This is a genomic window from Streptomyces sp. VRA16 Mangrove soil, assembly GCF_017377775.1.
Taxonomy (GTDB): Bacteria; Actinomycetota; Actinomycetes; order Streptomycetales; family Streptomycetaceae; genus Streptomyces.
The window spans coordinates 524873-550263 of the sequence record NZ_JAFVLN010000002.1; the positions used below are offsets into that span (position 1 = coordinate 524873).

Annotated in this window: 19 protein-coding genes and 1 pseudogene; 14 read left to right on the forward strand and 6 right to left on the reverse strand. The window is 71.6% G+C overall.

Features of this window, described 5'->3' with window-relative positions; translation table 11 throughout:
* Positions 1 to 228: 228 nt before the first annotated feature.
* Positions 229 to 495, reverse strand: a pseudogene (locus J3486_RS43945) (GNAT family N-acetyltransferase); the annotation flags it as partial.
* Positions 496 to 562: 67 nt separating this feature from the next.
* Complete coding sequence (locus J3486_RS08075) at positions 563 to 1465, reverse strand: NADP-dependent oxidoreductase (protein WP_207819454.1); 903 nt, start codon at positions 1463 to 1465, stop codon at positions 563 to 565.
* Between the two features lie 184 nt (positions 1466 to 1649).
* Here J3486_RS08075 and J3486_RS08080 point away from each other — a divergent pair, with 184 nt between their 5' ends.
* Positions 1650 to 2108 (forward strand): SsgA family sporulation/cell division regulator, encoded by a 459-nt coding sequence (locus tag J3486_RS08080; RefSeq protein WP_207819455.1) that lies wholly within the window; start codon positions 1650 to 1652, stop codon positions 2106 to 2108.
* 132 nt (positions 2109 to 2240) lie between these two features.
* Here the strand turns inward: J3486_RS08080 and J3486_RS08085 are convergent, their stop codons facing one another.
* The gene (locus J3486_RS08085) at positions 2241 to 3458 is read right to left on the reverse strand and encodes an epoxide hydrolase (RefSeq protein WP_229377756.1); all 1218 of its coding nucleotides are present in this window, start codon (positions 3456 to 3458) and stop codon (positions 2241 to 2243) included.
* 409 nt (positions 3459 to 3867) lie between these two features.
* On the opposite strand from J3486_RS08085, the gene J3486_RS08090 reads away from it, so the two are divergent.
* The 12 genes from J3486_RS08090 to J3486_RS08145 all read left to right on the forward strand — a co-directional run bounded on the left by J3486_RS08090 (position 3868) and on the right by J3486_RS08145 (position 18862).
* Positions 3868 to 4836, forward strand: a complete 969-nt coding sequence (locus tag J3486_RS08090) for an alpha/beta hydrolase (RefSeq protein WP_207819457.1) — start codon at positions 3868 to 3870, stop codon at positions 4834 to 4836.
* A gap of 207 nt (positions 4837 to 5043) precedes the next feature.
* A complete protein-coding gene (locus J3486_RS08095; RefSeq protein ID WP_207819458.1) occupies positions 5044 to 6366 on the forward strand; it encodes an epoxide hydrolase family protein in 1323 nt (440 codons plus the stop codon).
* Between the two features lie 629 nt (positions 6367 to 6995).
* Positions 6996 to 9815 carry a LuxR family transcriptional regulator gene (locus J3486_RS08100; RefSeq protein WP_207819459.1) on the forward strand — a complete coding sequence of 940 codons (2820 nt, stop codon included), beginning with the start codon at positions 6996 to 6998 and terminating at the stop codon, positions 9813 to 9815.
* A gap of 232 nt (positions 9816 to 10047) precedes the next feature.
* Positions 10048 to 10797 (forward strand): SDR family NAD(P)-dependent oxidoreductase, encoded by a 750-nt coding sequence (locus J3486_RS08105; protein WP_207819460.1) that lies wholly within the window; start codon positions 10048 to 10050, stop codon positions 10795 to 10797.
* 134 nt (positions 10798 to 10931) lie between these two features.
* A complete protein-coding gene (locus J3486_RS08110; RefSeq protein ID WP_229377678.1) occupies positions 10932 to 12140 on the forward strand; it encodes an MFS transporter in 1209 nt (402 codons plus the stop codon).
* Positions 12141 to 12284: 144 nt separating this feature from the next.
* Complete coding sequence (locus J3486_RS08115; protein WP_374194707.1) at positions 12285 to 12695, forward strand: MarR family winged helix-turn-helix transcriptional regulator; 411 nt, start codon at positions 12285 to 12287, stop codon at positions 12693 to 12695.
* A gap of 300 nt (positions 12696 to 12995) precedes the next feature.
* Complete coding sequence (locus J3486_RS08120) at positions 12996 to 15767, forward strand: AAA family ATPase (RefSeq protein WP_207819461.1); 2772 nt, start codon at positions 12996 to 12998, stop codon at positions 15765 to 15767.
* 119 nt (positions 15768 to 15886) lie between these two features.
* Entirely contained in the window at positions 15887 to 16324 is a 438-nt protein-coding gene (locus J3486_RS08125; protein ID WP_207819462.1) for a universal stress protein, read from the forward strand.
* Positions 16325 to 16397: 73 nt separating this feature from the next.
* Positions 16398 to 16652 carry an SsgA family sporulation/cell division regulator gene (locus tag J3486_RS08130; RefSeq protein WP_207819463.1) on the forward strand — a complete coding sequence of 85 codons (255 nt, stop codon included), beginning with the start codon at positions 16398 to 16400 and terminating at the stop codon, positions 16650 to 16652.
* A gap of 179 nt (positions 16653 to 16831) precedes the next feature.
* The gene (locus tag J3486_RS08135) at positions 16832 to 17278 is read left to right on the forward strand and encodes a nuclear transport factor 2 family protein (protein WP_207819464.1); all 447 of its coding nucleotides are present in this window, start codon (positions 16832 to 16834) and stop codon (positions 17276 to 17278) included.
* 194 nt (positions 17279 to 17472) lie between these two features.
* Complete coding sequence (locus J3486_RS08140) at positions 17473 to 18333, forward strand: TIGR03620 family F420-dependent LLM class oxidoreductase (RefSeq protein WP_207819465.1); 861 nt, start codon at positions 17473 to 17475, stop codon at positions 18331 to 18333.
* A gap of 70 nt (positions 18334 to 18403) precedes the next feature.
* Positions 18404 to 18862, forward strand: coding sequence for a MarR family winged helix-turn-helix transcriptional regulator (locus tag J3486_RS08145; protein ID WP_207819466.1), 459 nt, complete (start codon positions 18404 to 18406; stop codon positions 18860 to 18862).
* Between the two features lie 153 nt (positions 18863 to 19015).
* Here the strand turns inward: J3486_RS08145 and J3486_RS08150 are convergent, their stop codons facing one another.
* The gene (locus J3486_RS08150; RefSeq protein WP_207819467.1) at positions 19016 to 19837 is read right to left on the reverse strand and encodes a LysR family transcriptional regulator; all 822 of its coding nucleotides are present in this window, start codon (positions 19835 to 19837) and stop codon (positions 19016 to 19018) included.
* Positions 19838 to 20111: 274 nt separating this feature from the next.
* Here J3486_RS08150 and J3486_RS08155 point away from each other — a divergent pair, with 274 nt between their 5' ends.
* Complete coding sequence (locus J3486_RS08155) at positions 20112 to 21134, forward strand: LLM class flavin-dependent oxidoreductase (RefSeq protein ID WP_207819468.1); 1023 nt, start codon at positions 20112 to 20114, stop codon at positions 21132 to 21134.
* A gap of 65 nt (positions 21135 to 21199) precedes the next feature.
* Here J3486_RS08155 and J3486_RS08160 read toward each other — a convergent pair whose 3' ends face one another.
* Both J3486_RS08160 and J3486_RS08165 read right to left on the reverse strand, forming a co-directional pair.
* On the reverse strand, positions 21200 to 23998 hold the full coding sequence (locus J3486_RS08160) for a LuxR family transcriptional regulator (RefSeq protein ID WP_207819469.1): 2799 nt from the start codon (positions 23996 to 23998) through the stop codon (positions 21200 to 21202).
* 310 nt (positions 23999 to 24308) lie between these two features.
* Entirely contained in the window at positions 24309 to 25340 is a 1032-nt protein-coding gene (locus J3486_RS08165; protein WP_207819470.1) for an NlpC/P60 family protein, read from the reverse strand.
* Positions 25341 to 25391: the final 51 nt, after the last annotated feature.

Genomic DNA, 25391 nt, shown 5'->3' on the forward strand with positions numbered 1-25391 from the left:
ACACTCCTTGAAGAGGGCTGCGTCTTCGTGGTACGACAGGTTGCTCGATGCGGCGGCCGTCCCCGACCTCGGCGAGGCGGACGACGGAGGGTGGAACGCCGACCAGATATTGGCCCATCTCCTCAGTGTCGGCACGCCTGAAAGGCGGCGCGTGAGTCGAACACTGGGCGCCCAGTCCCCCGTCTCCCTTCGAGGACCGACTGCCGCATGCGGTGGCCGATGCGTCTCCCGACCGTCGTATGCCGAGTAGAAGGGGCAGACCGGCAGCACCGCGGACCCGGCGGTCCGTGCCTCGTCCAGGGAGAAACGGACCAGTGATCCGCCGATGCCCTGCCCTTCGTGCCCCTTGTGCACCTCCGTGTGCACGAAGGCGATGAGTTCCTTGGTGCGGATGTACTGGGCGAATCCGGCCAACCGGCCGTCGACGAACGCCTCGTACCGGTTCGCCTCCGTGTTGTCGATGATGCGCGCGGTGGGCGACCGCGATGCCGTCATGCCGGTCCTCCGGGTGGGTCGTCGGGTACGCGGACACGTGCCGCGGCCTTCTGAACAGCGGCGGTGGTCAGTCGAGGGTGAGGACGATGCGGTCGCGCACCTCGCCGCTCTCCAGCAGGCGGTGGGCCTCGGCAGCGTCCCGCATGGGCAGGGGCCTGCGGGGCTTCATCGTCAGCCGCCCCTCGGCCAGCAGGGCCATGCCCTCGTCCAGGGAGCCGGGGGCGCGGTCGGCCGAGGGCCCGGAGAGCGTCACACCGAACTCCCCCGCCGTGGGGTCGGACAGGGTGATGACCCGCTCGGGTCCCCCGGCGAGCGCGACGGCGTCACCGAGCGCTCCCTTGCCCGCCGCGTCGAGGACGGCGTCGACGGGCCCCAGGGCCTCGACCCGCTCGACGAGACCGGGCCCGTACCTCACCGGAGTGGCACCGAGTCCGGCGGCGAGGCCGTCGTCGCGCGCTCCCACCGCGCTGACGACCCGCACGCCGCGGGCCACCGCCAGCTGCGTCGCGATGACCCCGACCGACCCGCCGCCGCCGAGCACCAGCAGTGTCTCTGCGCGCTTGACCCGCAGCTGCCGCAGGACCCCGGCCGCGGCCTCCACGGAGCTGGGCAGCGCGGCGGCGTCCACCCAGGACACCGCGTCCGGCTTGTGCGTCCAGATCGACGCCACCACGTACTCGGCGTATCCGCCGCGGTCGAAGAGGACGGCCGCCACCGCGTCGCCGACCCGCGTTCCCGACACACCGGGCCCGACCGCGTCGACGAGACCGGCCACCTCGTACCCCAGGACCGGGTCCGGCGGCAGGGGGAACCTCAGGTGGCCGGCGCGGATCGCCAGGTCGGTCGGCCCGACCCCCGCGGCTCGCACCTTGATCCGAATCTCTCCGTCCCCGGGTTCCGGCAGCGCGACCTCCGTCCACTTCAGCACATCGGGCGTGCCATATCCGGTCATGACCACGGCGTTCGGCATGGTGACTCCAGTTCTCTCGGACGCATTCCCGATGATAGTTGACACGTCATATATTTTGCGACCCGGCGCCCTCCCAAGCGACCCGCAAGTCGTTCGACGGATGCCTGAGGAGTCCGCGGGCCCGCACCATGGCGAGCGAGAACGTGGCCATGCGGGCCATTCCACGGAAGGGGAGAGCATCCCGATGAACGACCAGACACCGGAAGGCGGCCGCGGAAACGGCGCCGACGTCCGCCGGTCCGTGCTGCACACCTCGCTGCGCCGCTTGTTCACGCGGCTGACACCCCCGACGGTGCCGTGCGTCCTGCGGTACAGCACGGACGATCCGTTCGCCGTGGCCCTCGACGTGGCACCGGCCTCCGCGGCGAGGGTGACCTGGACGGTGGCCAGGGACCTTTTGGCCCAGGGCATGACGCGACCGAGCGGGGAGGGTGACTTCCGGGTGTGGCCCTCCGGCGCGCACCAGGACGCCGACCGGCGTCTCTACTTCAGCCTCGACCGGCCCGCCGGCCATGCGACCTTCGAGACGGATCTGCTCCCGGTACGGCGCTGGCTCGATGCCACGTACGAGTTGGTGCCCGCGGGCAGCGAGGGCGACCTGATGGACTGGCGGGCCCTGGAGGAGAGCCTGCTCGGGAACTGACCCGGAGGTCGCCGCCGGGCCGACCGCCGTACGACGCTCCTCACTCATACGTGTGCGGGCGCCCCGACCCATATGTGTGCGGGCGTCCAGCCCCGGCGCACCCGAGAGGTGTCGCCAGAACGGGACCGTGTCTCACCGCACGAGCCGGGCGTAGGACCGCAGTTCCTTCGTGAAGATTCCGGGCTGTTCGAACGCGGCGAAGTGACCCCCGGCGGCGATGTCGTCGTTGAAATAGACGAGGTTCTTGTACGCCTTCTCCGCCCACACCCTCGGGGTGCGCACCAGCTCCGCCGGGAAGACACTGACGCCGACCGGCAGGTCCAGCACCGTCAGCTCGTGGGTGTCCTGGTAGAACTCCCAGTACAGACGGGCGGACGAGGCGCCCGTGTTGGTGAGCCAGTACAGGGTGATGTCGTCGAGCATCCGCTCGTGACCCAGCACCTGCTCGGGGCGGTGGTCGCTGTCCGTCCAGTCGGTGAACTTCTCGTAGATCCAGGCGGCCTGCCCGGTGGGCGAATCGGCGAGACCGTACCCGACGGTCTGCGGGCGCGTGCCCTGTTCCTGGAAGTAGCCGGAACCCTGCGCGCCGAAGACCTGCTGCTGGGCGATGGCCGCCTGTTCCTCCGGCGTGCTGTCGCCCAGCGGGGTGTTGGTCAGCATGAACTCCGGCAGGTTCAGGTGCACGCCGAGCAGTCCGGACGGCCGCAGCCTGGCCATCTGGGTGGTGACGGAGCCGCCCCAGTCCCCGCCCTGGGCGATGTAGCGGCGGTACCCCAGCCGCCGCATCAGTTCGACCCAGGCCCCGGCGATGCGCGCGGTGTCCCAGCCGGTCCGGCCCGGCCGGTCGGAGAAGCCGTGACCGGGCATGGACGGGATGACGACATGGAACGCGTCACGGGCGCTGCCGCCGTACCGGGTCGGGTCGGTGAGCGGGCCGATGACGTCCAGGAACTCGACGAAGGAGCCGGGCCAGCCGTGGTTGAGGATCACCGGCAGCGCATCGGCGTGCGGGGAACGGATGTGCAGGAAGTGGATGCCCAGACCGTCGATCTCGGTGCGGTACTGACCCAGCCTGTTCAGCCGGGCCTCCAGCTCGCGCCAGTCGTATCGGGTCCGCCAGTACGCGACGAGGCCGCGCAGCCGGTCGATCCGCACGCCCTGCGAGACGTCGTCGACCGTCTCAGCCTCGGGCAGCCGCGCCGAGGCCAGCCGGCGCCGCAGATCGTTCAGCGCGCTCTGCGGCACGTGGAGGTCGAACCGCTGGATGTCCTTGCCCGCCGGCGGCAGCGTCAGACCGGCGACCGTGGCGGCCTGCGCCTGTGGAGCGCCGGCCCCCAGGCCGGCCGACAGGGCGGACGCCGCGCCCGCGAACGCGGCCGTACGCAGGAAGCCACGGCGACTGCCCGCCTGCGACACCTGCTCGGCGGTGGCCCCGGGGGATGCGGCGGGGTGTGATCCTCTGAACACGGTCTCTCCGTACGTCATGAAGGGGATGGGGAAGGGGACTGCGATCCCGCGTCGCGGCGGCTCGCTCTCATCGAAGGCACCCGCCCCAAAGGAGGATCACCGTGTCCACGCCGCGATCCTAAGAACCCTTTAGATGACATGTCAACCATCTCCGACGGGCGGTTAATTGTTGACGTGTCACTTAAATTGCTTCTAGGGTGACGCTGCCAGGACGCCCCCGGCCGGGTCCTCGACAGCCCGATCCCCTGCCGCACCCGTCCTAATCCACGCCATGACCGACAAGGAGCCCTCCATGGCCGGCAATCCCCGCAACATCGCTCTCGAGCCCGCCGCGCAGGCTTTCGTGGACGCCACCTCCGAGCCGCCGTTCCTCTACCAACTCCCGCCGGAGGAAGGCCGCAAGGCGGTCGACCAGGTGCAGGACGAGGAGATCTTCAAGCCCGAGATCGACGAGGAGTGGACCGAGGTCCCGGGCGGCCCGACCGGCAGCGTGAAGATACGCATCGTGCGTCCGGCCGGCACGTCCGGCACCACGCTGCCCGTCATCGTCTACACCCACGGCGCGGGCTGGGTCTTCGGTGACGCGCACACCCACGACCGGCTCGTGCGCGACCTGGCCGTCGGTGTCGGCGCCGCCGTGGTCTTCCCCGAGTACGACCGCTCCCCGGAGGCCGGCTTCCCCGTCGCCCTGGAGCAGAGCTACGCCGCCGCGCGGTGGGTGGCCGAAAGCGGCGCCGAGCACCATCTCGACGCCACCCGCGTCGCCGTCGCGGGCGACTCCGTCGGCGGCAACATGGCCACCGCCCTGACCATGCTCGCCAAGGAACGCGGCGACGTCCGCTTCGTCAAGCAGGTCCTCTTCTACCCGGTCACCGACGCCGCCTTCGACACCGACTCGTACCACGAGTTCGCCGAGGGCTACTTCCTCGCCCGCGACGGCATGAAGTGGTTCTGGGACCAGTACACGACCAGCGAGGAAGAGCGCGCCCGGCCCATCGTCTCCCCGCTGCGCGCGAGCCTCGACGAGCTGGCCGGACTTCCTCCGGCCCTCATCATCACCGCCGAGGCCGACGTCCTGCGCGACGAGGGCGAGGCGTACGCCGCCAAGCTGCGCCGGGCCGGCGTCCCCGCCACCAACGCCCGATTCGGCGGCATCGTCCACGACTTCGTCATGGTCAACGCCCTGCACCGGACCGAAGCCGCCAAGCACGCCGTCCTTCTCGCCGTCGCCAGTCTGAAGGACGCCCTCACCGCCGGCTGACCCTCCTCCCGGCGGCCCCACCCCCGCCACCGCCGTACACCTGGCGGCGTTCCGGCCCACCCGTGGGCCTGAACGCCCCGCATCACGCGGCGTGCACCACGCCGACCGCCTCGTGCGCACCACGCATCGTCCACGCGCACGAGAAGCCCATGCGCACCACTCACCCGCCCCACCGGGTCGCGCGCCCACAGGAGTTGGAGAGACTTCATGCTTGCACCGCTTCCGCCCGGCCCTGCCGCGCACGGGGCCGGCCTGCGGCCGTCCCGTCGCAATCTGCTGCGCACCGCCGCGGTCGCCAGCCTGGCCACGGCCGTGCCCACGGTTCTGGGTACGGAACTCGCTGCCGCCGACACCGGCCCCGTCGGCCCCCTGCGCCTGCCCGAGGCGACCTCCCGGATCACACCGCTGGACCTGCACGTCCCGGAGGCCCTGCTGAAGGACCTGCGCCAGCGGCTGGCCCACGTCCGGCTGCCGGAGCGGGAGACCGTCACCGACAACTCCCAGGGCGTCCAGCTCGACAAACTGACCAGCCTGCTCCACTACTGGCGCACCCGGTACGACTGGCGCCGCTTCGAGCGGCAGATCAACTCCCTCGGCCAGTACCGCACACGGATCGACGGCCTGGGTATCCACTTCCTGCACGTCCGCTCCCGGCACGCGAACGCCACGCCCCTCATCCTCACCCACGGCTGGCCGGGCTCCTTCGTGGAGTTCGTGAAGGCGATCGGTCCGCTGACCGACCCCACGGCCCACGGCGGCACCGCCCAGGACGCCTTCCACGTGGTCGTCCCCTCGGTGCCCGGCTTCGGCTTCTCGGACCGGCCCGACGCCACCGGCTGGACCACGCCCCGCATCGCGGCGGCCTGGGCGACCCTGATGGAACGGCTCGGGTACACCCGCTACATCGCCCAGGGCGGCGACTGGGGCGGCGGCATCACCACCCAGCTCGGCAAGCTGCGCCCCAAGGGCCTGCTGGGAGTGGAGCTCAACTTCCCGGAGTACACGTTCAGTCCGCCGGTGACCGACACCGTCACCGCCGCCGAACAGGCTGCACTGGACCAGATCCAGACCTTCTCCGGCCAGCTCTCCGGATACTTCCAGGAGCAGTCGACCCGCCCGCAGACGATCGGCTACGCGCTCGCCGACTCCCCTTCCGGGCAGGCCGCCTGGATCTACGAGAAGCTCCTCGACTGGACGGACAACACCGGCCGGCCGGGCGGCGTCCTGTCGATGGACGACATGCTGGACAACATCACCCTGTACTGGCTGACCGACACGGCAGCCTCCTCCGCCCGCCTGTACTGGCAGAACTACGGGGCCTCCGCTCAACTCACCAAGCTGGACCTGCCGGTCGGACTGAGCGTGTTCCCGCACGAGTTGGTGCGGAGCCCCAGGATCTGGGCCGAGCGGGCCTACAGCGACCTGGTCTACTTCAACGACCAGATCCCTTACGGCGGCCACTTCGCGGCGTTCGAACAGCCCCAGCTGTTCGCCCAGGAGATCAGAAGGTTCGCCCAACTGGTGAAGTGAGCCGGGCGGCGAGGGCGGCCACCTCCATCGGTTCGTGGTGGCCGTGCCGGGAGGGAACGTGGGGGTGCGTGGAGCCGTACGCGAACAGGCTCCACGCACCCCCATACGTTTCCCGGCTCCTCCTCGAGTGTCATCGTTTCCGCCGTGCGTCGACGGCGGGAACGGCCCTGCGGAGGCGGCCGCACCACGCAGTGCCACCGGTCTTCCTCCAACCGGCCACCACTGCGCGGTACCGCCGTTCACCGGCGTCTCCCATGCTGGCGTGCGCCGGTCCCGGGCCGATCCGTCGTTTGACTGACGGCACGGAAAGGCGGGCGCTCCACCTCCGGACAGGAGGCAGGCCCGCACGCCGCCGATGGGCGAAATAGCCTGTTCGCGCCTCCCGTACAGAATGCGAACAAGGTGTGTGTAGCCTGGCGGCACACCGGGGGCTCAAGCTGTTCTCCCTCTGCGTGTGCCTCGGTTCCCGGCGCACACCTCGCTTCCCGTGGACGACGCGGTCCACACAGCACTGCGGGAGATGAGACAGCGTCCTGCCCGGGGGCCGTGCGCCCCCGGGCGGGCCGGGCCCTCATGGCAGGACCCAGCCGCACGACCGGCGCGGTCCCCCCAGCAGGAGGAGGCGGCACGTGCGGACAGCGCATGCTCACAGACAGCCGATAGCCCCGGAGGAAGCGGCCCGTTCGCACTTCTCCGGCAGCGCGCTCATCGGCCGCGAGCGGGAACTGCGGACCCTCGACGTATTCCTGTCCCGGACCGCCCGCGCCGCCGAACTCCTCGTCGTCACCGGCGATCTCGGCACGGGACGGTCCGCGCTGCTGCGGGAGACCGCGCACGCTGCGCGCCGCGAGGGGTTCGTGGTGCTGGAGGCCAGGGGACGCAGGGCCGAGTCCGGCCTGCGGGGCGCCGGACTCACCCTGGTCCTCTCGCAGTTGGAGGCGACCGCGACACAGCCGCACGTCCCGGCCGGCCTGAACGAGTACGTGGACCGGCTGACCCACACGCCGAACGCCGAGGATTTCGCGGGCTTCACGCACTGGGCAGCACTCACGGCACTCACCACCGTGTGCGCCAACATCGAGGCCCCCTTGCTGCTGGTCCTCGACGACGGCCAGTGGTTCGACACCGAGTCCCTGCGGGCGCTGGTGGCCGCCGTACGACGCTTGCCCCGGCGCCGGATCGGTCTGCTGATCGCGACCACCCCGGACGACTCGCGCCTCACGGAACCGCCGCGGCTGGCGACCGGCCCGCTCGACGCCGACGCCTCCGGCCGGCTGCTGCGGCGGTGTCACCCGTTCCTGTCGGCGCCGCTCTTCGACAGGGTGCTGCGCGAAGCAGCGGGCAACCCCGCCGGGATCACCCAGATCGCCCGCGCCCTCAGCGCGCCGGACGCGTCGCCCGCCGCGCTGCTCGCTCCCCGGCTGCCGCTCGGCGATCGGCTCCAGGAGGCCGTCGCCGCGAGGCTGCGCGGCCTGGATCCGGCGGCACACACCTTCCTGCTTCTGGCCGTGCACGCGGGTACGGACCGGATGGACGCCCTCCGCGACGTGGCCCGCGCGGCCGGGATCCCCGCCGACGCACCGGCGGCGGCCGAGGCCGCCGGCCTGGTCACCGTCCAGGACGGGCGGCTGAGCTTCCGGCACCCGCTCATGCCGTCGGCGGTGCACTGGACCTCCTCCTTCACGCAGCGCCGCCGGGTGCACCTGGCCCTGGGCGCGTCGCGCACCGGTGACCCCTACCGCCGGGCGCTGCACCGCGCGGCCGTCTCCGCCCGTCCGGACGAGGCCACGGCCGCCGCGCTGGAGGAGGGCGTCACCGACGATCTTCCGCAGGCCGTCGCCGTCCTGGAGACGGCCGCCGATCTCAGTCCCGCCCGGAAGGACCGGATCAGACGGCTCATCAAGGCGGCGGACGCGGCGTCGGTGCGGGCCGAGACAGATGCGCTCCGCGCCCTCGTCCGGCGGATCGGCGCCCTCCCGACGGAGCCGCACGAGGCGGCATCCGCCGCGGCGCTGGAGGCGCGCCTCGCCTGCCTGGAGGACAGTGTGCCCGGCCACGCCCTGTCCCTGCTCACCAAGTCGTTCTCGCCTCTCCACTCCCAGTGGCCGCCGGCCTTCCTGCCCCTGCCGACGGTTCTCTACGGGGCCCTGGCCGAACCGGCCTGGAGCCGCAGGGTGGAGCCGCTGCTCTCGGCCGTGCTGCACGCCGACCCGGCGCGCCGACAGTCGGCCGGCCTCGTGGCCGCCCTGTGCTGGGCCGACCGCGCTGTGTACGCGCCGGCGGGACGCGTACTGCTGGACGAGGCGACGCGCCGCGCCGCGGGTGCCCTGTCACGGGAAGGCGGCCTCCCGGCACCGTCGGGGCAGACGGCCGACTCCGCCAGGGACGGTGCGCTGGTCGCGACAGCGGTCGCGCTCGACGATCCGGCCGCCGCCAGGGCGATCGGCCCCCCCGCGCTGCGCCACGCGCTGGCCCGCGGACACCACGGCACGGCCCTCGCGGTGGCGACGCAGCTCCAGATCGCGTATCTGCACCTCGGTGACCGGACCGCGGTCCTCGACCTCGCCGAGGGGAGCCGGCAGTGGGCCGCAACCCCCGAGAAGTCCTATTCCAGGATGATGCTCGACGCCGGTGTCGCCCAGGTCCGGGCATGGGAGGGCGACGACGACCGCCACCGGCGGCTGACCGACGGCATCCTCTCCTACGCTCTGCCCCGCCGGCTGAACCTGCTGGCCGCGCGCGCCCGATGGGCACGGGGGCTGATGGCGCTGGCCCACGGCCGGCCGGAGGAGGCGTACGAGCAGTTGCGCCTGCTGTGGCACGACGGCGGCGACTGCGCCCACCCCTTCGTCGCGCGCTGGGCCCTGGGCGACCTGGTCGCCGCGGCGGTCGCCGCCGGCCAGGGCGACGAGGTCCGGCCGTACGTCGAACGGGCACACCGGTTCGACGAACGGTCACCGTGCGAGCCGCTGCGGCAACTGGTGGCGCGGTCGCAGGCGCTGCTGTGCGAGACCGCCGAGGCCGGCGCCTCTTTCGCCGAGGCACTCACGGGAGGCGAGGAGCTGAGGTTCGAGCGGGCGCGGACACGTCTGGCGTTCGGCGAGTGGCTGCGGCGTCAGCGGCACGTCTCGGCGGCGCGGGAGCAACTCCAGCAGGCCCGCGACCTGTTCGGCGCCCTCGGGGCGGACATCTGGTACCGGCGCGCGGCGTCCGAGCTCCTCGCCGCGGGAGACGCCGCGCCCAGCGCGAACGTGGTGTGGGCGCAGCGGTTCGGGTTGACCCCGCGCGAGACCCAGGTGGCCGAGCTGGCGGCGGCCGGCCTCACGAACCAGAAGATCGGCTGGCAGCTCGGCCTCACTCCGCGCACGGTGGCCAGCCATCTCTCCCAGGTCTTCGTCAAGACGGGGGCCAGCTCGCGCAAGCAACTGCCGCCCCTGCTGCGGAGGTAGAACGCCGGTCGTCCGCCGCGGAGTGGGCGCGTGTCGAGCCACGTCGAACGTCCTGCTGCGAGGTGGCCGACGACACCGCATAGATGACACCTCGTAGAGGGCACCACATAGATGACATCTCATCTATATAGTTGACGCGTCACCTACTCGGCTCTATGGTGATTGAACGTTGAACGGAACGGATGGCGGGTCAGCGGACTCCGCCACCTCCGCGAGCACTCAGGAGCACACCATGGGACAGCTGGACGGCAAGACGGCAGTGGTCACCGGCGGCACCAGCGGAATCGGACTGGCCGCGGCCCGGCGCTTCGCCCAGGAAGGCGCGCACGTCTACATCACCGGACGCCGCAAGGAGGCCCTGGACCGGGCCGCCGAGCAGATCGGGGCCAACGTCACCCCCGTACAGGCCGACAGCGCCGACCTGGACAGCCTCGACCGGCTCTACGCCACCATCGCCCAGGCCGGACACTCCGTCGACGTCCTCTTCGCCAATGCCGGCGGCGGCGAGTTCGCCACCCTGGAGAACGTCACCGAGGAACACTTCGACACCACCTTCAACACCAACGTCAAGGGCACCCTCTTCACGGTCCAGAAGGCCCTCCCGCACCTCACCGACCACGCCTCCATCATCCTGACCGGCTCCACCGCCGCGAGCGTCGGCAACGAGGCCTTCGGCGTCTACGGCGCCTCCAAGGCCGCCATCCGCGCCCTCTCGCGCACCTGGGCCAACGAACTGCGCTCCCGCAACATCCGCGTCAACACCATCGCCCCCGGACCCATCCACACCCCCGGCATCGACGGCCTCGCCCCCGACGACGAGCAAGCCGCGCAGCTGCGCGACACCCTCGCCGCCACCGTCCCCCTCGGCCGCATGGGACGCCCCGAAGAAGTCGCCGACCTCGCCCTCTTCCTCGCCACCCCCCAGTCCAGCTTCATCACCGGCACCGAGATCTTCATCGACGGCGGCGCCAACCAGATCTGAGACCCGCCCAACCGCAGCACACACGGCACGGGGCCGCGGCACTCCGCCGCGGCCCCCCGCCGGCTCTTCGGGCCATGCACGTGGCTCCTGATCCGGCCCCGGCGAGGGCCACACACCATCACACGAGGAGAGTCATGAGCAGGCGTCCCACGCCGACCGTTCCAGCACCGCAGAGCGCGCCCGCGGCACGTGCGCGGCGCGGCCGGGGCGGCCGGCCGGCCGTGGCCTCCGTCGCCGCGGTGTCGTTCGTCCTGGTGCTCTCGGAGTTCCTGCCCGTCGGCCTGCTGCCCGCCATCGGCGACAGCCTCGACGTGAACACCGGCACCGCGGGACTGCTCGTCGTCGTTCCCGGCCTGGCCGCGGCGGTCGCCGCGCCGCTCCTGACGATGGCGTCGGGCCGGCTCGACCGCCGGCACGTGCTGCTCGCCCTGGCCGCCCTGATCACGGTCTCCGACGTCCTGGCCGCGCTGGCGCCCGACATAGTGGTCATGATCGCGGCACGCCTGCTCCTGGGCCTCGGTGTCGGCGGCTTCTGGGCCATGGGGGCCGGAGTCGGCAGCCGGCTCGTGCCCTCCGCCGACGCGGACCGGGCGGCCTCGCTCATCACAGCGGGCATCTCGGCGGGGACCGTCATCAGTCTCCCGCTCGGCGCCTTCGTGGGTCACCTCGCCGGATGGCGCACCGTCTTCGTCATCGCCGCCGTCGCGGCGGCTCTCGCCCTGCTGTTCCTCACCCTCGTCCTGCCCGCCCTGCGGCCCACCGGGGCGGTGCGCCCGGCCACGCTCGGCAACGCCCTGCGGACGCCAGCCGTCTCGCTCGCCCTGCTGACCACCGCCCTCGTCTTCTTCGGGCACTTCACCGCGTACACCTTCATCACCCCCTACCTCCAGCAGCACGCCCACTTCGGGCCCGACGCCGTCACCGCCGTACTGCTGGGCTACGGACTGGCCGGGCTGGCGGGCAACTTCTTCGTCGGTCTCGTCGTCGGCCGTTCCCCGCACGTCATCGCGGTCGGCACCACCCTCGTCCTCGCCACCGCGGTCCTGCTGCTCACCGTCACGGGTTCGGCGGCCGCCGTCGTCGCCCTCGTCCTCGTGTGGGGTGCGTCCTTCGGTGCCGTCCCCCTGATCGCCCAGGCACGGGTGATGCGGCTGTACCCGCAGGCCACGGACGCCGCTCTGGCACTGCTCGTCACCGCGTCACAGACCTTCCTCGCCGTCGGATCGTTCGTCGGCGGCCTGCTCACCGACCACCGGGGAACCGTCGCCGCCTTCACCGTCGGCGCGGTCGCGGTGCTGCTGAGTGCCCTGGTCCCGGCGGGCATCCGCAGGACGGCCCGGTAGCGGAACACCCCGGGCACACGTGCTGCGCGGCAACGGACCCACGAACACATATGTGACGCATCAACTAATGGAGGGGCCATGACCGCCGAAATGCCCCGCTGGCTCACCGGAACGGAAGAGCGGGCGTGGCGGGGGATGCTGGGCGTGTTCGAACTCCTGGTCACACGGACCGGACGCCCCCTGCAGAGCCGGTTCGGCCTGTCGGCCGCCGACTACGCGGTGCTGGCCGAACTGACACGGGCGCCCGGCCTCCGACTGCGCGTCGTGGAGCTGGCCGAGGAGCTCGGCTGGGAGAAGAGCCGGGTCTCCCACCATCTGGCGCGCATGGCACGACGGGGCCTGGTGGACCGCGAAGGCTGCTCGTCCGACCGACGCGGAGTGCACGTCCGGGTGACACAGGCCGGTTGCGCGGCGATCGAGGCCGCCGCACCGCATCATGTCGACGACGTGCGCCGGCTCTTCCTCGACCACCTCACGCCCCACCAGGTCGCCCTGCTGGCCGAGATCACCGACGTGCTGCGCGAGGGACCCGCGCGACGCCCCGCCCCCTCGTGACCCACCCCGCGTGACCGGCGCCGGGGCAGCTCGTCCATGACCTGCCCGAGCTGTCTGACCTGCCTGACGACCTATCCGACCTATCTTTCGATGCGCAGACAAACGACCTACATGGGCACAACTCCCGATCCGTACGTTGAACATGACCCCCTTGCCCGTACCCGTGCGGTCGGCATTCCGGCGCCCGCGGCGTCGGGACCCGTGCGTTGTCCCCGGAGCAGCGGCAGGAGGGGCCAGGTTCGCACGCACCGGAGGTCGCCCATGGTCCCGAATCCGCCACACGGCACACCTCCCACGCATGTGCGTGGTCGCAGCGATGAACTCCGCGCTCTGGACAAGGCCCTCGCGGGCAGCCTGGAGGGCGCCGGCCGCGCGGTCGTCGTCCGGGGACGCGCGGGGACCGGCAAGTCCACCCTGCTGCGCCGGACGGCCGACCGAGCGGCTGCTTCCGGCTGGCGGGTCCTGCGCCTGTCCGGCGCCGACGACGGCCACGCGTCCGCCTCACCCGCCCTCGCCGCACTCGCCCGCCCGGTTCTCGACCAGCACGACTGTCTGCCCGGCGCGCTCCGTGCCGTGCTGCGGTGGTCCGTCGCCGACGGCGCCTGTCCGCAGAATGGGCTGCTCACCTACGCGGCGCTTCGGCAGGGCCTGGTGTCCCTCGCCCGGCAGCGTCCGCTGCTGGTGACGGCGGACGACTGCCGATGGATGGACCAGTCCGCCCTTGGGGCGCTCACCTACCTCTCCAACCGGCTGGCGGGCACCCGGATGGCACTGGTCTGCGCGGCGGACGCCGACGCTCCCGGCACGGGACATGAGCCGGGGCCCTTCACGGACTGGGAGGCGACCCGCGTCCGACTCGCCGGGCTGGACGAGGACTCCGCGCGCCTCCTGCTCACCGACCACCACCCTCGGCTGACGCCCTCGGTACGGGCGGCCGTGCTGCACACCGCGGAGGGCAACCCCCGCGCCCTCATCGATCTGCCGAAGGCGTTGACCCCGGATCAGCGGGAGGGCCGGGCGGCGCTGCCCGACCCGCTGCCCGCGGGCCCCGCGCTGACCGCGGATCTGGGTCCGCGCTTTCGTGAACTGCCCGATGACACGCGGGCGTTGCTCGCCGCCCTCGCCACCGGCAACGACGCCTCGACGGCGGCCGGCGTCGCGTGGCTGGCGGAGCACGTCGAGGAGTACCCCGAGGCCCTCGGCCCCGCCGAGGCGGCCGGGCTCGTCACCGGCGACCACCGCCCGCGCTTCACCTCGCGTGTCCACCGCTGTCTGGCGTACTCCACGGCGTCCGCGTCCGCCCGGTCACGGGCGCAGGACCTCTGGATGGCCTACGAGGACGCCCGGTCCAGCGGAGCCGCGGGGGCACTTGAGGAGGCGTTCGCCGACGGCGACCGGCTCGACCGGCTGGACGCGCTGGCCCGGACGGCTCTGGCGAAGGGCGCCTGGATCTCCGCGGTACGGTCGCTGCGGCAGGCGGCGGATCTCTGCACACGGCCCGGTGAGCGGGCGCGCCGGCTCGCGGCCGCCGCCGCCACGGCGGCGCGTTGCGGACAGCCGGGCCTGGCGCTTGCCCTGGTCGGGGACGTGGACACCGACGGCGACGCCACACTCGCGCGCACCGTCGCGCTGGTGCGGGCCTGCGCCGGTTTCGACAGCGGTGCCGACCGCCCCCTCCTCACCGGCGGCGGCAGCTCGCCGCTGGCCGACGCCCTGGTGAGCGGCCCCGTACTCGGGGTCGACGGGCGCGACTGGGCGGTCTTCCGCCTGGCGACGGTCAGCATGCTGACCCGTCGTCCCGAGCCCGTTCGCGCGGCGTGGCGCTGGCTGGAGGACCGGGGCGCGACCGGCGGGGCGCTGGGTCTCGCCGTCAGTGCCCACCTCGACCCGATGGGCCGGCTGGCCTCGATCCGGCGGGGGCTGCGGGGCGTGTCCGAGACGATGGCCCGGGAACCGGACTCCTTCGGTCTTCAGGAACTCGTCTGGCTCGCCGAGGCCGCGAGCCGGATCGAGGACGGGGCGCTGGCCGTCCAGCTCGCCAGCGCCGCGCTGCGGCGCGCGGACGAGAACGGGCGGGCCGAACTCCACCACTGCCGGGCCCTGCGGGCGGAACATCTGATGGCGGTGGGCCTGTGGGCGGAACTCGCCGACACGGTGCCGGGGTGGATCCAGGAGGCGGACGACGAGGGCCTGACGCGGCACGGCATCGCCCTGCGGTCGCACCTGCTGCTCATCAGCGTGTTCCAGGGCAAGCGGGCCGAGGCCGAGGCACTGATGGACGTCATCGGCCGTTGGGCACGCGCGCAGGGCTCGGTGCACCACCAGGAGGTGGTCGAGTACGCCGCCTTCCTGCTGGCCAGGGGCGAAGGCCGGGCCGCCGGCGGGGCGGAGGCGCTGCCGCTGCTGTCCGCCGCCGGCCCGGCCCGCAGCGGTGTCGCGCGGCGCGCGTACGTGGAGGTGCTGCGGGCCGCGCTGGACCGAGGGGACCTGCGAGCGGCCCACGCGTGGGTCGCGGAGGCCGAACGCGTCGATGTCGGTTCCCTCTCCCCCGGTGCGATGCTGCTCGTACGGCACGGCCGGGCCGTTCTCGCGGCCCACCAGGACGCCGACGACGCCCCCGAACTGTTCCGTGCGGCCCACGAGTCGGCCATGGCGTCCCCCCGGCTTCTCGACCGCGCCGGTTTCGCGCTGGACTACGGCTCGTGGTTGCGGCGGCGCCGCGAGACGGCGGCGGCGCGCAGCCAATTGCGTTACGCCTACGACGAGTTCGCCCGTCTCCAGGCCGTGCCGTGGTGGCACCGGGCCCGCCTGGAGCTGCGCGCCATCGGCGAGAGCGTGCGCACACAGCCCGAGGCCGCCACGGCGCCCGAGGCGTTCTCGCTGTCCGCTCATGAGTGGCGCGTGGCCCGGTTCGCGGCCGACGGCCTGTCCAACCGGGAGATCGCGGAGCAGCTGCGGATCTCCCCTCGTACGGTCGCCTCTCACCTGTACAAGATGTTCCCGCGCCTGGGCATCAGCTCGCGCCGTGAACTGGGGCCGGCTCTGCGGGAAGCGGGCCGGGCGCATCGATGACACACGTAGGTGTGAGACTCACATGTGTGTCCTTCTCGGATCGGCTTCCGGTGCCCGTGTGACGGCCGAGCCGCCCGGAGAAACCAAAACCACCAGAGAACCAGAGAAGGAGGACCGACGTGTTCCAGCGCATCCTGGTTGCCGTCGAGCCCGGTAAGGCTCACGATCCCGCCGTACGGCTGACCGGGGAGCTGGCCCGGATGACCGGTGCTCACGTACGGGTGCTGCACGTCGCCACCACCATGATCGCCGCAGACACCGCGGTACGGCTGGAGGACGACGACACCGCGCAGAACGTCGTGGACGACGCCATCGCGGTCCTGCTTGGCATGGGGGTCGATGCCCAGGGCGAGTTGAGGCGCGGCCTGAGCCAACAGGTGGCACAGGAGATCTCCGCGGCCACCGAGGACTTCGGGGCGGATCTGCTGGTGGTCAGCCCGCACCACCGTGGTTCTCTGGCCGCCCTGCTCAACCCTCGGGTCAGCGACGCGGTCGCTCACAACAGCCGCATCGCCGTGCTCCTTGCTCCGACGGACGGCATGCAGTCGCAGGACTGACCCCGCGACGAGAAGCGTCAAAGACCCCCCGGTCCCTGTCGGTCCGGGGGGTCTTCGGTACGCGCCCACGACTGTGCAGCGCCTGTTCCTCTGGAAAGAGCCCGTCGAGGTCGACTGCAGCTTCCGCTACAGCGTTGACGATCCGTACGCCATCAGCATCGAACTGCGCCTCTGCTGCACACTCGACCGACCCGACGGCCGCGCGACCTTCCAGGCAGATCTGCATGAGGTACGGGGCTGGCTGTGTTCCACGTACGAGTTGGTTCCCGCGGGCAGCGAGAGCGAGCTGATCGACTGGCACGCCTGGCAGGCGCGCCTGCTGGGGTGACGTCACCTCGCGGCCCCGGCCGAGATGAACAGGGCTTACGCAGACGGGCGGTTGGCACGGGGTGCTGAGGCCCGGCATAAAAGTTGACGTATCACATACCTTGCTTCTAGGCTCGTCACGACGGGCCGTCACACATGGCGCCGTTCCGGGTATTCGCACGCCAAGAGACGAGGGTTCACATGTCCGACAACGCCAACGAGCAGTTCATCCGGAGCGCCTACCAGGTGGCCGAGGTCCAGGACCTCCCCGGCTGGATCGACTGTTTCACCGAGGAGGGCACGTTCACGGACATGTCCATAGGCGTCACCTACCGCGGCAAGGACGTCGCCCAGCCCGTGGCGGCCTACGCGAAGGCCTTCCCCGACATGCACCGGGAGCTGTACGACGTCTACGTCCAGGGCGACATCGTCATCGTGGAGCTGTCCCTGAACGGCACCCACAACGGCCCGCTGGAGACGGCGACGGGCACCATCGCGCCCACCGGGAAGACGGTCAAGGTCCCCTGTTGCGACGTGTTCCGGGTCCGCGACGGCAAGATCGAGTCCTTCAACTGCTACCCGTCCGGCACCGTGATGTTCGCTCAGCTCGGCATCCTCAACAACCTGGACGCCGCCACCGGCAAGTAGCGGTCCCAGCCCGCCGCCGCCCCCTGGAACCTTGACCCGAAACCTGCCATCACCCTCCCCATTTAGTTGACTCGTCACCCATTTGATGTGAGGGTGATGCGCGCCGAAGGGAACGGACGGCAGGTCGGCGGAGCGGGGCGGCGGCGCCCACCGAATCCCAGCCCCATCCCGCGCAACGGCAGAGGAACATGACCATGAACATCGGCCGAGTAGGTATCTGGAGCCCCGAGTTGCGGCTGCACCCCGACCCCGTGGAGATCCACGAGGCGGCCGCCGAACTCGACCAGCAGGGCTGGGGGGCACTGTGGATCCCCGGGCTCGGCGGCGGTGACATCCTCGGTGACGCGGAGCGGCTGCTGCGCGCTACGGAGAACGCCGCAGTCGTCACCGGCGTCCTCAGCATCTGGCGCCACCCGGCCGACGACATGGCCGCGGGTCACGCCCGGCTGCGCCGGGACCACGGCCACCGCCTGCTCCTCGGCCTGGGGGTCAGCGACTCCGCCGCCGCGCGGCAGGCCGGCGGCGTCTACCGTCCGCTGGCCGCCCTCAACACCTATCTGGACCGGCTCGACCAGGCACCCGAACCGGTACCGGCCGACGAGCGCCTGATCGCCGCCATGGGCCCGAAACTGACCGAACTCGCCGGCCGGCGCAGCGCCGGCACACACCCCTTCCTCGTCACGCCGGAGTTCACCGCCACTGCGCGACAGACGCTGGGCCGCGGCCCGCTGCTCGCCCCGTACCAGGCCGTCGTCGTCGAGAGCGATCCGGCGCGCGCCCGGGACACCGCCCGTGGTTTCCTCGCACCCTTCATCGCGATGGGCCACTACGCCAACAGCCTGAAGCGTCAGGGCTTCACCGAGGACGACCTCGCCCACGGAGGAAGCGACCGCCTCATCGACGCCGTGGTCGCCTGGGGCGATCCGGACGCCATCGGCACGCGTGTCCGGGCCCACTTCGACGCCGGGGCCACACACGTCGCCCTGCACGCCATCAGCGCCGACCGCGGACTGCCGCTGGCCGAGTGGCGGGCACTCGCCCCGCTGGTCCGCTGACGGGCTGAGCCCGGCGCCGGGGCGGCGCGAGGCGATGGTGGAAGCATCATCTTTCTCATACAGTGGACAGATGAATGATTCACCCCCCTGGCTCAGCCCGGTCGAGGAGCGGGCGTGGCGTGGCATGCTGCGGATGCACGACCTGTTGGTGAACCAGGCCGGCCGGACCCTGCAGAGCGAGTTCGGGCTGTCCGCGACCGACTACTCCGTGCTGGCCGAGCTGACCCGCACCCCCAAGGGCCGGCTGCGCATCCTCGAACTCGCCAAGGTGCTCGGCTGGGAGAAGAGCAGGGTGTCTCATCACATCGCGCGCATGGCCAAGCGCGGCCTCACCGACCGCGAGGAATGCGCCGATGACGGACGCGGGGCGTACGTCATCGTCACCCCGGCCGGCCGCGAAGCCATCACGAACGCCGCGCCCCGGCACGTCGAGGACGTCCGGCGCCTCTTCCTCGACCACCTCTCCCCCGGCCAGATCACCCTCCTCGCCGAGATCACCGACACCGTCATCGGCAAGATCGACATCTGATCGGTGACCGCACGGCGCGACGGCGTACTTCTCGCCGGGACGTCCCCGGCCTGCGCCGTACTGTCACCGGACGGGGCCGGTCACGCCGCTCCGCCGGGACCGTCCGGCAGCGGTTTCCGAGGACGTCGGTCCGTCGGCGCAGCGGGCCTCGTCTCAGCGCATCCGGCCGGGTGAGGCCGTCTTCTTCCGGCCTCCTCCGCGTGGCGGGACCGGCGCGCCGATGAGGTGGGCCTGCTCGTCCCGTGGCTGCGGAGGCAGCCGCCACACGTCGGGGCGCGCGACGGCGAGCCCGCGCGCTGCCGTCCGGCAGGCGGTGACGAAACCGGTCACCGCGCGGGAGTCGTCGTCACCACGGTGGACGATCCTCAGCAGGCGGTAGAACCCGCTCGGCCGCCCCCAGGGCCGCCCCGGGTGAGGGAGCGCGTCGGTGTCCTCTTCGACCAGCACCTCGGACACGCACGCGCACCGGTCCGGGGCCGGCTCGGCCGTGGTGAGGACGACGTCGGCGCCACCGTCGGCGAGGACAGCCGACTCCTCCCGGCCACCGAGGTCGATCACCGACAGACGGACGTTCTCGTGGCCCGCCCGGAAGCAGCGCACTGCCTCGTCCATCAGACCACCGGGCGCGACGGGCAGGGAGACGGCGACGGTCAGCGTCGTTCCGCCACCGGCGGCGGAGCGCACGGCCCGCAGCAGGATTCGGTTCTGCTCCAGTACCCGTTCGGCATGCGGCACGAGCAGTGCGCCCGCCGGTGTGAGGCGCACTTTCTGTGCGGTCCGTTCGAGCACCGTGACATCGAGCAGGTACTCAAGACGCTGGAGCTGTCTGCCCAGTTCGGGCACGCCGATCCCCAGGCTGTTCGCCGCCTCTCCGAGGTCCTCGGTCCCTGCGACGACGAGGAAGGTGTGCAGCATCCCCGGTACGAGGGAGGGTTCGCAGCGCATGGCCGCGCGGCCGTCTGCGGGCGTGTGCACGATGGAGACCGCCTCCGTGGTCCGGCCGTCGCACGGGACGGGCCTTGGCTGGTTCTGCTGACACGGCCGTCCGCGGGAGCGGTGCGTCGCGCGGACCGGCCGGCTCGACGTCGAGGGGACGTTCGGGACAACGGATCCAGCGTGGACGAGCGCGCACGCGCCGCGCATCCGTCGTCCGACTGACCGGCGCAAGGAGCCCGCGCACCGCCGTTCCGCCTCTCGCGGTCGGCTCCGCCCCATGGAATGAATCATGCCGCCGATTGTTGAAAGCGGTATGAAAAAGATCGGGTTCCTGTCCTTCGGACACTGGACGCCGTCCCCGCACTCTCAGACACGCTCCGCGGCCGACTCCCTGCTCCAGGCGATCGACCTCGCCGTCGCAGCGGAAGAGCTGGGGGCCGACGGTGCCTACTTCCGGGTCCATCACTTCGCTCGGCAGCAGGCCTCGCCGTTCCCGCTGCTCGCCGCCATCGGTGCGCGCACCAGCCGGATCGAGATCGGCACCGGGGTCATCGACATGCGCTACGAGAACCCGCTGTACATGGCCGAGGACGCGGGCGCGGCCGACCTGATCTCGGGCGGTCGACTCCAGCTCGGCCTCAGCCGGGGATCCCCGGAGCAGGTGATCGACGGCTGGAAGTACTTCGGCCACCGTCCGGCGCCGGGGCAGTCGGACGCCGACATGGCCCGCGCGCACACCGAGACACTGCTCGACGTGCTCAAGGGCGAAGGCATCGCGGAACCCAACCCCAACCCCATGTTCGCCAATCCGCCGGGCAAGCTCCGGATCGAGCCCCACTCCGCCGGACTGCGCGACCGGATCTGGTGGGGGTCCGGCTCGAACGCCACCGCCACCTGGGCCGCCGGGCTGGGCATGAACCTCCAGAGCTCGACGCTCAAGGACGACGAGAGCGGCGAACCGCTCCACGTCCAGCAGCGCAAGCAGATCGAGGCGTACCACGAGGCCTGGCGCGCCGCCGGCCACACCCGGCGTCCCCGCGTGTCCGTGAGCCGCAGCATCTTCGCGCTGACCGACGACCGCGACCGCGCCTACTTCGGCCAGAACCGCGATTCCGAGGACCAGATCGGCTACATCGACGCCCATACGCGGAGCATCTTCGGCCGGTCCTACGCGGCCGAGCCCGATGTCCTCGTGAAACAGCTCGCCGGGGACGAGGCGGTCGCCGCAGCCGACACCCTGCTGCTGACCGTGCCCAACCAACTCGGGGTCGCCTACAACACCCACGTCATCGAGAGCATCCTCACGCACGTCGCACCTGAGCTCGGCTGGCGCTGACGACCGGCCCCGTCACACCGTCCGGCCGCTCTCCCGGCCGGTCCGGCTGCCTGCCCTGTGCCCGGTCAGCCGGACCTGCCACCGTCCTGAGCGGACAGCGCGTCCCGGAGACCTCCCCGTGAGGTGATGCCGAGCTTCGGGTAGATCTGGTACAGGTGGGCACCGACGGTGCGGTGGGAGATGAGGAACCGCTCGGCGATCTGCTTGTTCGACAGACCGGAAGCCGCGAGTTCCGCGATCTCACGCTCGCGTGGCGTGAGATCCGCCGTTCCCCCGCCGTCCGGCTGGGGAACGGGCGAACCGACGGCACGAAGCTCGTCCTCCGCCCGCGTGCTCCATGGCAGGGCTCCGAGTCGCTGGAAGGTGTGCAGCGCGGAACTCAGCGGCTCTTCGCACGCGGTCGCCGCCGCCCCGGCCCGGCGCAGCCGCTCTCCCTGCGCCAGTTGCACGCGCGCCCTGTCGAAAGGAAAGGCGGCAGCGCCCGGCAGGGACACGGCCTCCTCGAACAGTCGCGCCGCTGTGTCGTCGTCCTGCTCCACGAGCGCGGCGGCGCCCCGCGCCAAAAGCGCCAGGCGGGGAGAGAGTGCTTCGACGCTCGACGCGCGCACTGCGCCCACGTGTTCAGCCGCTTCCTGTCCGCGGTCGCACCGCAGCGCCGACTCGACGAAGTCGAAGAACAGCCGGCAGGCCACCTGCGAGTGCGCGAGTTCACCCGCGGCGCCCACCGTGACGGCGTGCCGGAAGGACTCCTCGTGGTCTCCCGCCGCGAGATGGGCCAGCGCACGAACCTGCTCGGCATAGTCGATGATCGCCCGCAGTCCGCGCGGCGCGGCCCAGTCGTACATCCGGTCGGCCAGCGTGTGGGCGGTGTCGACATCTCCCCGGGACGCCGCCACCAGGCCCTTGCTGTACTGGAAGTACCAGGCGAAGAAGGAGTATCCCGACTCCTCGCACAGCCCGAGTCCCTCGTCCGACAGCTCCGCGGCCTCGCTCCAGTTGCCCGCATGATAGGCGCCCAGGGCCAGGTGCAGCAGCACGCCCAGGTGCCGGCGGGCCGGGCCCCCGGTGCGGCCCTGCCGGAGCACCCGCAGCGACGGTTCACGGACCGCGGCGAGGCGATCCGAGGGTACGGCGACGGTTCCGATGCGCACGATCCGGGCGGGGTCGCTCTCCCGCACCGCGTCGCCGACGATGCGATCGAGGCGGCGCAGCGTCGCCGGTCCGACGTGGGCGGGGTCCGCGTACAACTGGCCGAGGACGTCGAGCAGGGCCGGTGGTTCCGGTCGCACCCGCGACAGGAAGGTGCGGAAGCAGCCCCACAACTCCTGTGTTCCCTCGTAGATGCACAGCAGGGAGAGGAGATGCAGTGCGTCGATGAGCGCGGCGTTGTCGGCGTCGTAACCGTGGGTGCCCTCCTCGATGGCGCCCACGAGAATGCGGTGGGAGGTGCTCACGTCGCCGTCGCTGTTGAGCAGCAGTTGCACCGTGGCGGCGGCGAAACGGAGCGAGGTGCTGTGCTCCGGAGCCGCCTGCCGGGCGTTCTCCAACAGTTCCGAGGCACTGTGCAGCGCTCCGGTCGCCTCGGCCCCGAGGTACGCGGCCTCCGCCAGTCTCCGGGCACGGTCCAGACCCAGCGGGCTGAGGTCAGCGGCCCGGGTCAGCGATGCGATGGCGGCCACCGCGTCGCCACGGCCCGCAATGCTGTGCGCCGCTTCTTCCAGCAGCGCGGCCACCTGCTCGTCCGGTTCGAGCGTCGCTTCTCCGAGGTGCCAGGCGCGGGATTCGGGCCGGTGGCTCAGTACCCGCGCCAGGACGCTGTGGGCCGCCCGACGGCTGCTGCTGGTGGAGGCCTCGACCACGGCCGAGCGAATCAGCGGATGCCGGAAGACCAGGTGCCGGGTTCCGCGGTCCACGTGGACGAGCTGATCCTGTTCGGCGGGGACCAGGTCCTCCAGGCCGGCGTCGTGTTCCATGGCGCGCGCGGAGGCGTGCAGCACGCCCAGGTCTCCGCTGCCGTCCAGCGTGGCCAGCAGCAGGAGATTCTGCGTGTTCTGCGGCAAGTTGCGGATACGGGAGACGTAGAGGGACTGCAGGCGTTGGCCGAGCGGCAGAACGGTGGGAACGGCCTCCAGGGCGGCGGGCCGGTCCGCCGGAAGGGCGTTGGGCAGTTCGAGCAGAGCCAGAGGGTTGCCCTGGGCCGCGTTCAGTACGCGGCGCCGTATCTGGCGGCCGAGCCGGGGAAAACGCGAGTCGACCAGGTGGCCGGCCGACTCGGCGTCCAGGGGCGGAAGTTCGTAGGTCGGCAGACCACCGCTCTCGAAGAAGCCACCGGCGCCGGAGCGCATCGTCGCGATGAACCTGATGCGCGTACCGGAAAGCCGTCGGGCGATGAACCCGAAGACCGCAGCGCTCACCCGGTCCACCCAGGGCAGGTCGTCGACGACGATGAGAACCGGCTGCTCGGTGGCCGCGGCCCGCAGCGCGGCCAACGCCGCGTTGAAGACCACGAGCCGTTCGGGAGGCTGCCCGGCACCGAGGCCGAGGGCGATGTGCAGGGCTTCCCGGTGTGTGCTGCCGAGGTCCTCGATGGTGCCCGTGAGCGGAAGGAGAGCCTGGTTCAGGGCCGCGTAGCTGATGTCGGCTTCGAACTGCACGCCCGCGACGCGCAGCACGCGGGCACCGATGTCGGCCGCGGACTCGGCGAGGGCGTCGAGCAGCACCGTCTTGCCCACGCCCGGTTCCCCGGACATCAGCAGGGCCCCACCGGAGTACGGACGGGCGAGAAAGGCGGAGATGCGTTCCAGGTCCTGGTCGCGTCCTATCAGAGCGTCGGCCGCCGTGTGCAGCGGATCCCTGGAGCTCAACCGACGCCCTCACCTTCGTGCTGCGGCACGGGCAGGGCTGCGCGAAGCGGATCGGACGTCCCCGTTGACAAAGCAGCACCGCGCCCGGGGCGCATCTGTCGTTCGACCTGTGTGCTGCGACGTTAACACGTGCACGAGTGGGAGTAACTGCGCAGGTCAGGCGCCCCGGACACGCACCCACCAGCAGGCACTGCTGACAGCCCGCCCACGTTTCCCTCGTCCGGAGAGGCGCATTCCCGTGCCGTGTCCGTGTCGACAGTGACGCCACGAGTCCGCCGCCGACCGGACATACGACGACGGCCGTCGGTGGTCAGCCGGTGACGCGGACGCCGAACTGGAAACTGCCGATGGTGCTCATCGACTCGTAGCGGACGACGGCGCCGGGGTACGGGGCGTGCAGCACCTGGCCGTTGCCCGCGTACAGGCCGACGTGTTCGGTGTTGTTGAAGAAGACCAGGTCGCCGGGCCTGAGTTGGCTCATCCCGATGCGCGTACCGTCGTTGACCTGCGTGTACGTGACCCGGGAGATGCCTACTCCGGCCTGGTTGTACGCCCACTGGGTCAGGCCCGAGCAGTCGTAGGAGTTGGGGCCCGTGCCACCGCGCACGTACGGCTTGCCCAGCTGGGAGGCGGCGGCGCTCAGGGCCGCGGCGCCGAACCTGGAGGCGGCCGCCTCGTTGCCGAGGTCGACGCGGTCGGCGGAGGAGCGGCTGGCGCGCGCATCGGCGTCGGCCAGCTGCTGACGCTCGGCGGCGGTCAGCGAGTTGAGCAGCTTCTGCGCCTTGCCGAGCTTGCCCTGGATCTCGCGCTTCTTCTTGCCGAGTTCGGTGCGGGTGTCGGCGAGGTCCTTGAGCTTCTCGGACGCCTCGGAGCGCTCCTGGGCGAGCGTGCGCTGCTTCGCCTGGACCTTCTTGAGGGACTCCAGTTGCTGCGCGGAGAGCGAGTCGAGCGTGGACGCCTTGTCGAGATAGTCGTCCGGGTTCGAGGAGAGGAAGAGCTGGACCGAGGGGTCGATGCCACCCGAGCGGTACTGCTGGCTGGCGAGCGAACCGAGGCCCGTGCGCAGCTCGTTGAGCTCGCTCTGCTCGCGGGCGACCTTGTCCTGAATCTCGCCGATCTCCTTCTCGAGCTTCTTCTGCTTCTCCTTCGCGCCGTCGTACTGGTTGGTGGCCCGCTCCGCCTCTTCGTAGAGCTTGTCGACCTTGGCCTTGACCTCGCTCTTCGTGGGTTTCGGCGCGGCGTTGGCGGCCTGCGAGGTGAGGGCCACAGCAGCGGCGGCGGTCGCGGTGAGCACGGTCACACGGGTGCGGTTCGGTTGTCTGGGCCGACGGTGGGACGCCACGAAATCGGGCTCCTTCATCCTCCAACCGCCCACGGAACGCAGGGTGGACGG

Excerpts from the sequence above, each read along its gene's own strand:
- J3486_RS08075 (WP_207819454.1), bottom strand. The coding sequence starts at position 1,465 with ATGCCGAACGCCGTGGTCATGACCGGATATGGCACGCCCGATGTGCTG.
- J3486_RS08110 (WP_229377678.1), top strand. The coding sequence starts at position 10,932 with ATGAGCAGGCGTCCCACGCCGACCGTTCCAGCACCGCAGAGCGCGCCC.
- J3486_RS08155 (WP_207819468.1), top strand. The coding sequence starts at position 20,112 with ATGAAAAAGATCGGGTTCCTGTCCTTCGGACACTGGACGCCGTCCCCG.
- J3486_RS08135 (WP_207819464.1), top strand. The coding sequence starts at position 16,832 with ATGTCCGACAACGCCAACGAGCAGTTCATCCGGAGCGCCTACCAGGTG.
- J3486_RS08140 (WP_207819465.1), top strand. The coding sequence starts at position 17,473 with ATGAACATCGGCCGAGTAGGTATCTGGAGCCCCGAGTTGCGGCTGCAC.
- J3486_RS08080 (WP_207819455.1), top strand. The coding sequence starts at position 1,650 with ATGAACGACCAGACACCGGAAGGCGGCCGCGGAAACGGCGCCGACGTC.
- J3486_RS08145 (WP_207819466.1), top strand. The coding sequence starts at position 18,404 with ATGAATGATTCACCCCCCTGGCTCAGCCCGGTCGAGGAGCGGGCGTGG.
- J3486_RS08090 (WP_207819457.1), top strand. The coding sequence starts at position 3,868 with ATGGCCGGCAATCCCCGCAACATCGCTCTCGAGCCCGCCGCGCAGGCT.
- J3486_RS08105 (WP_207819460.1), top strand. The coding sequence starts at position 10,048 with ATGGGACAGCTGGACGGCAAGACGGCAGTGGTCACCGGCGGCACCAGC.
- J3486_RS08095 (WP_207819458.1), top strand. The coding sequence starts at position 5,044 with ATGCTTGCACCGCTTCCGCCCGGCCCTGCCGCGCACGGGGCCGGCCTG.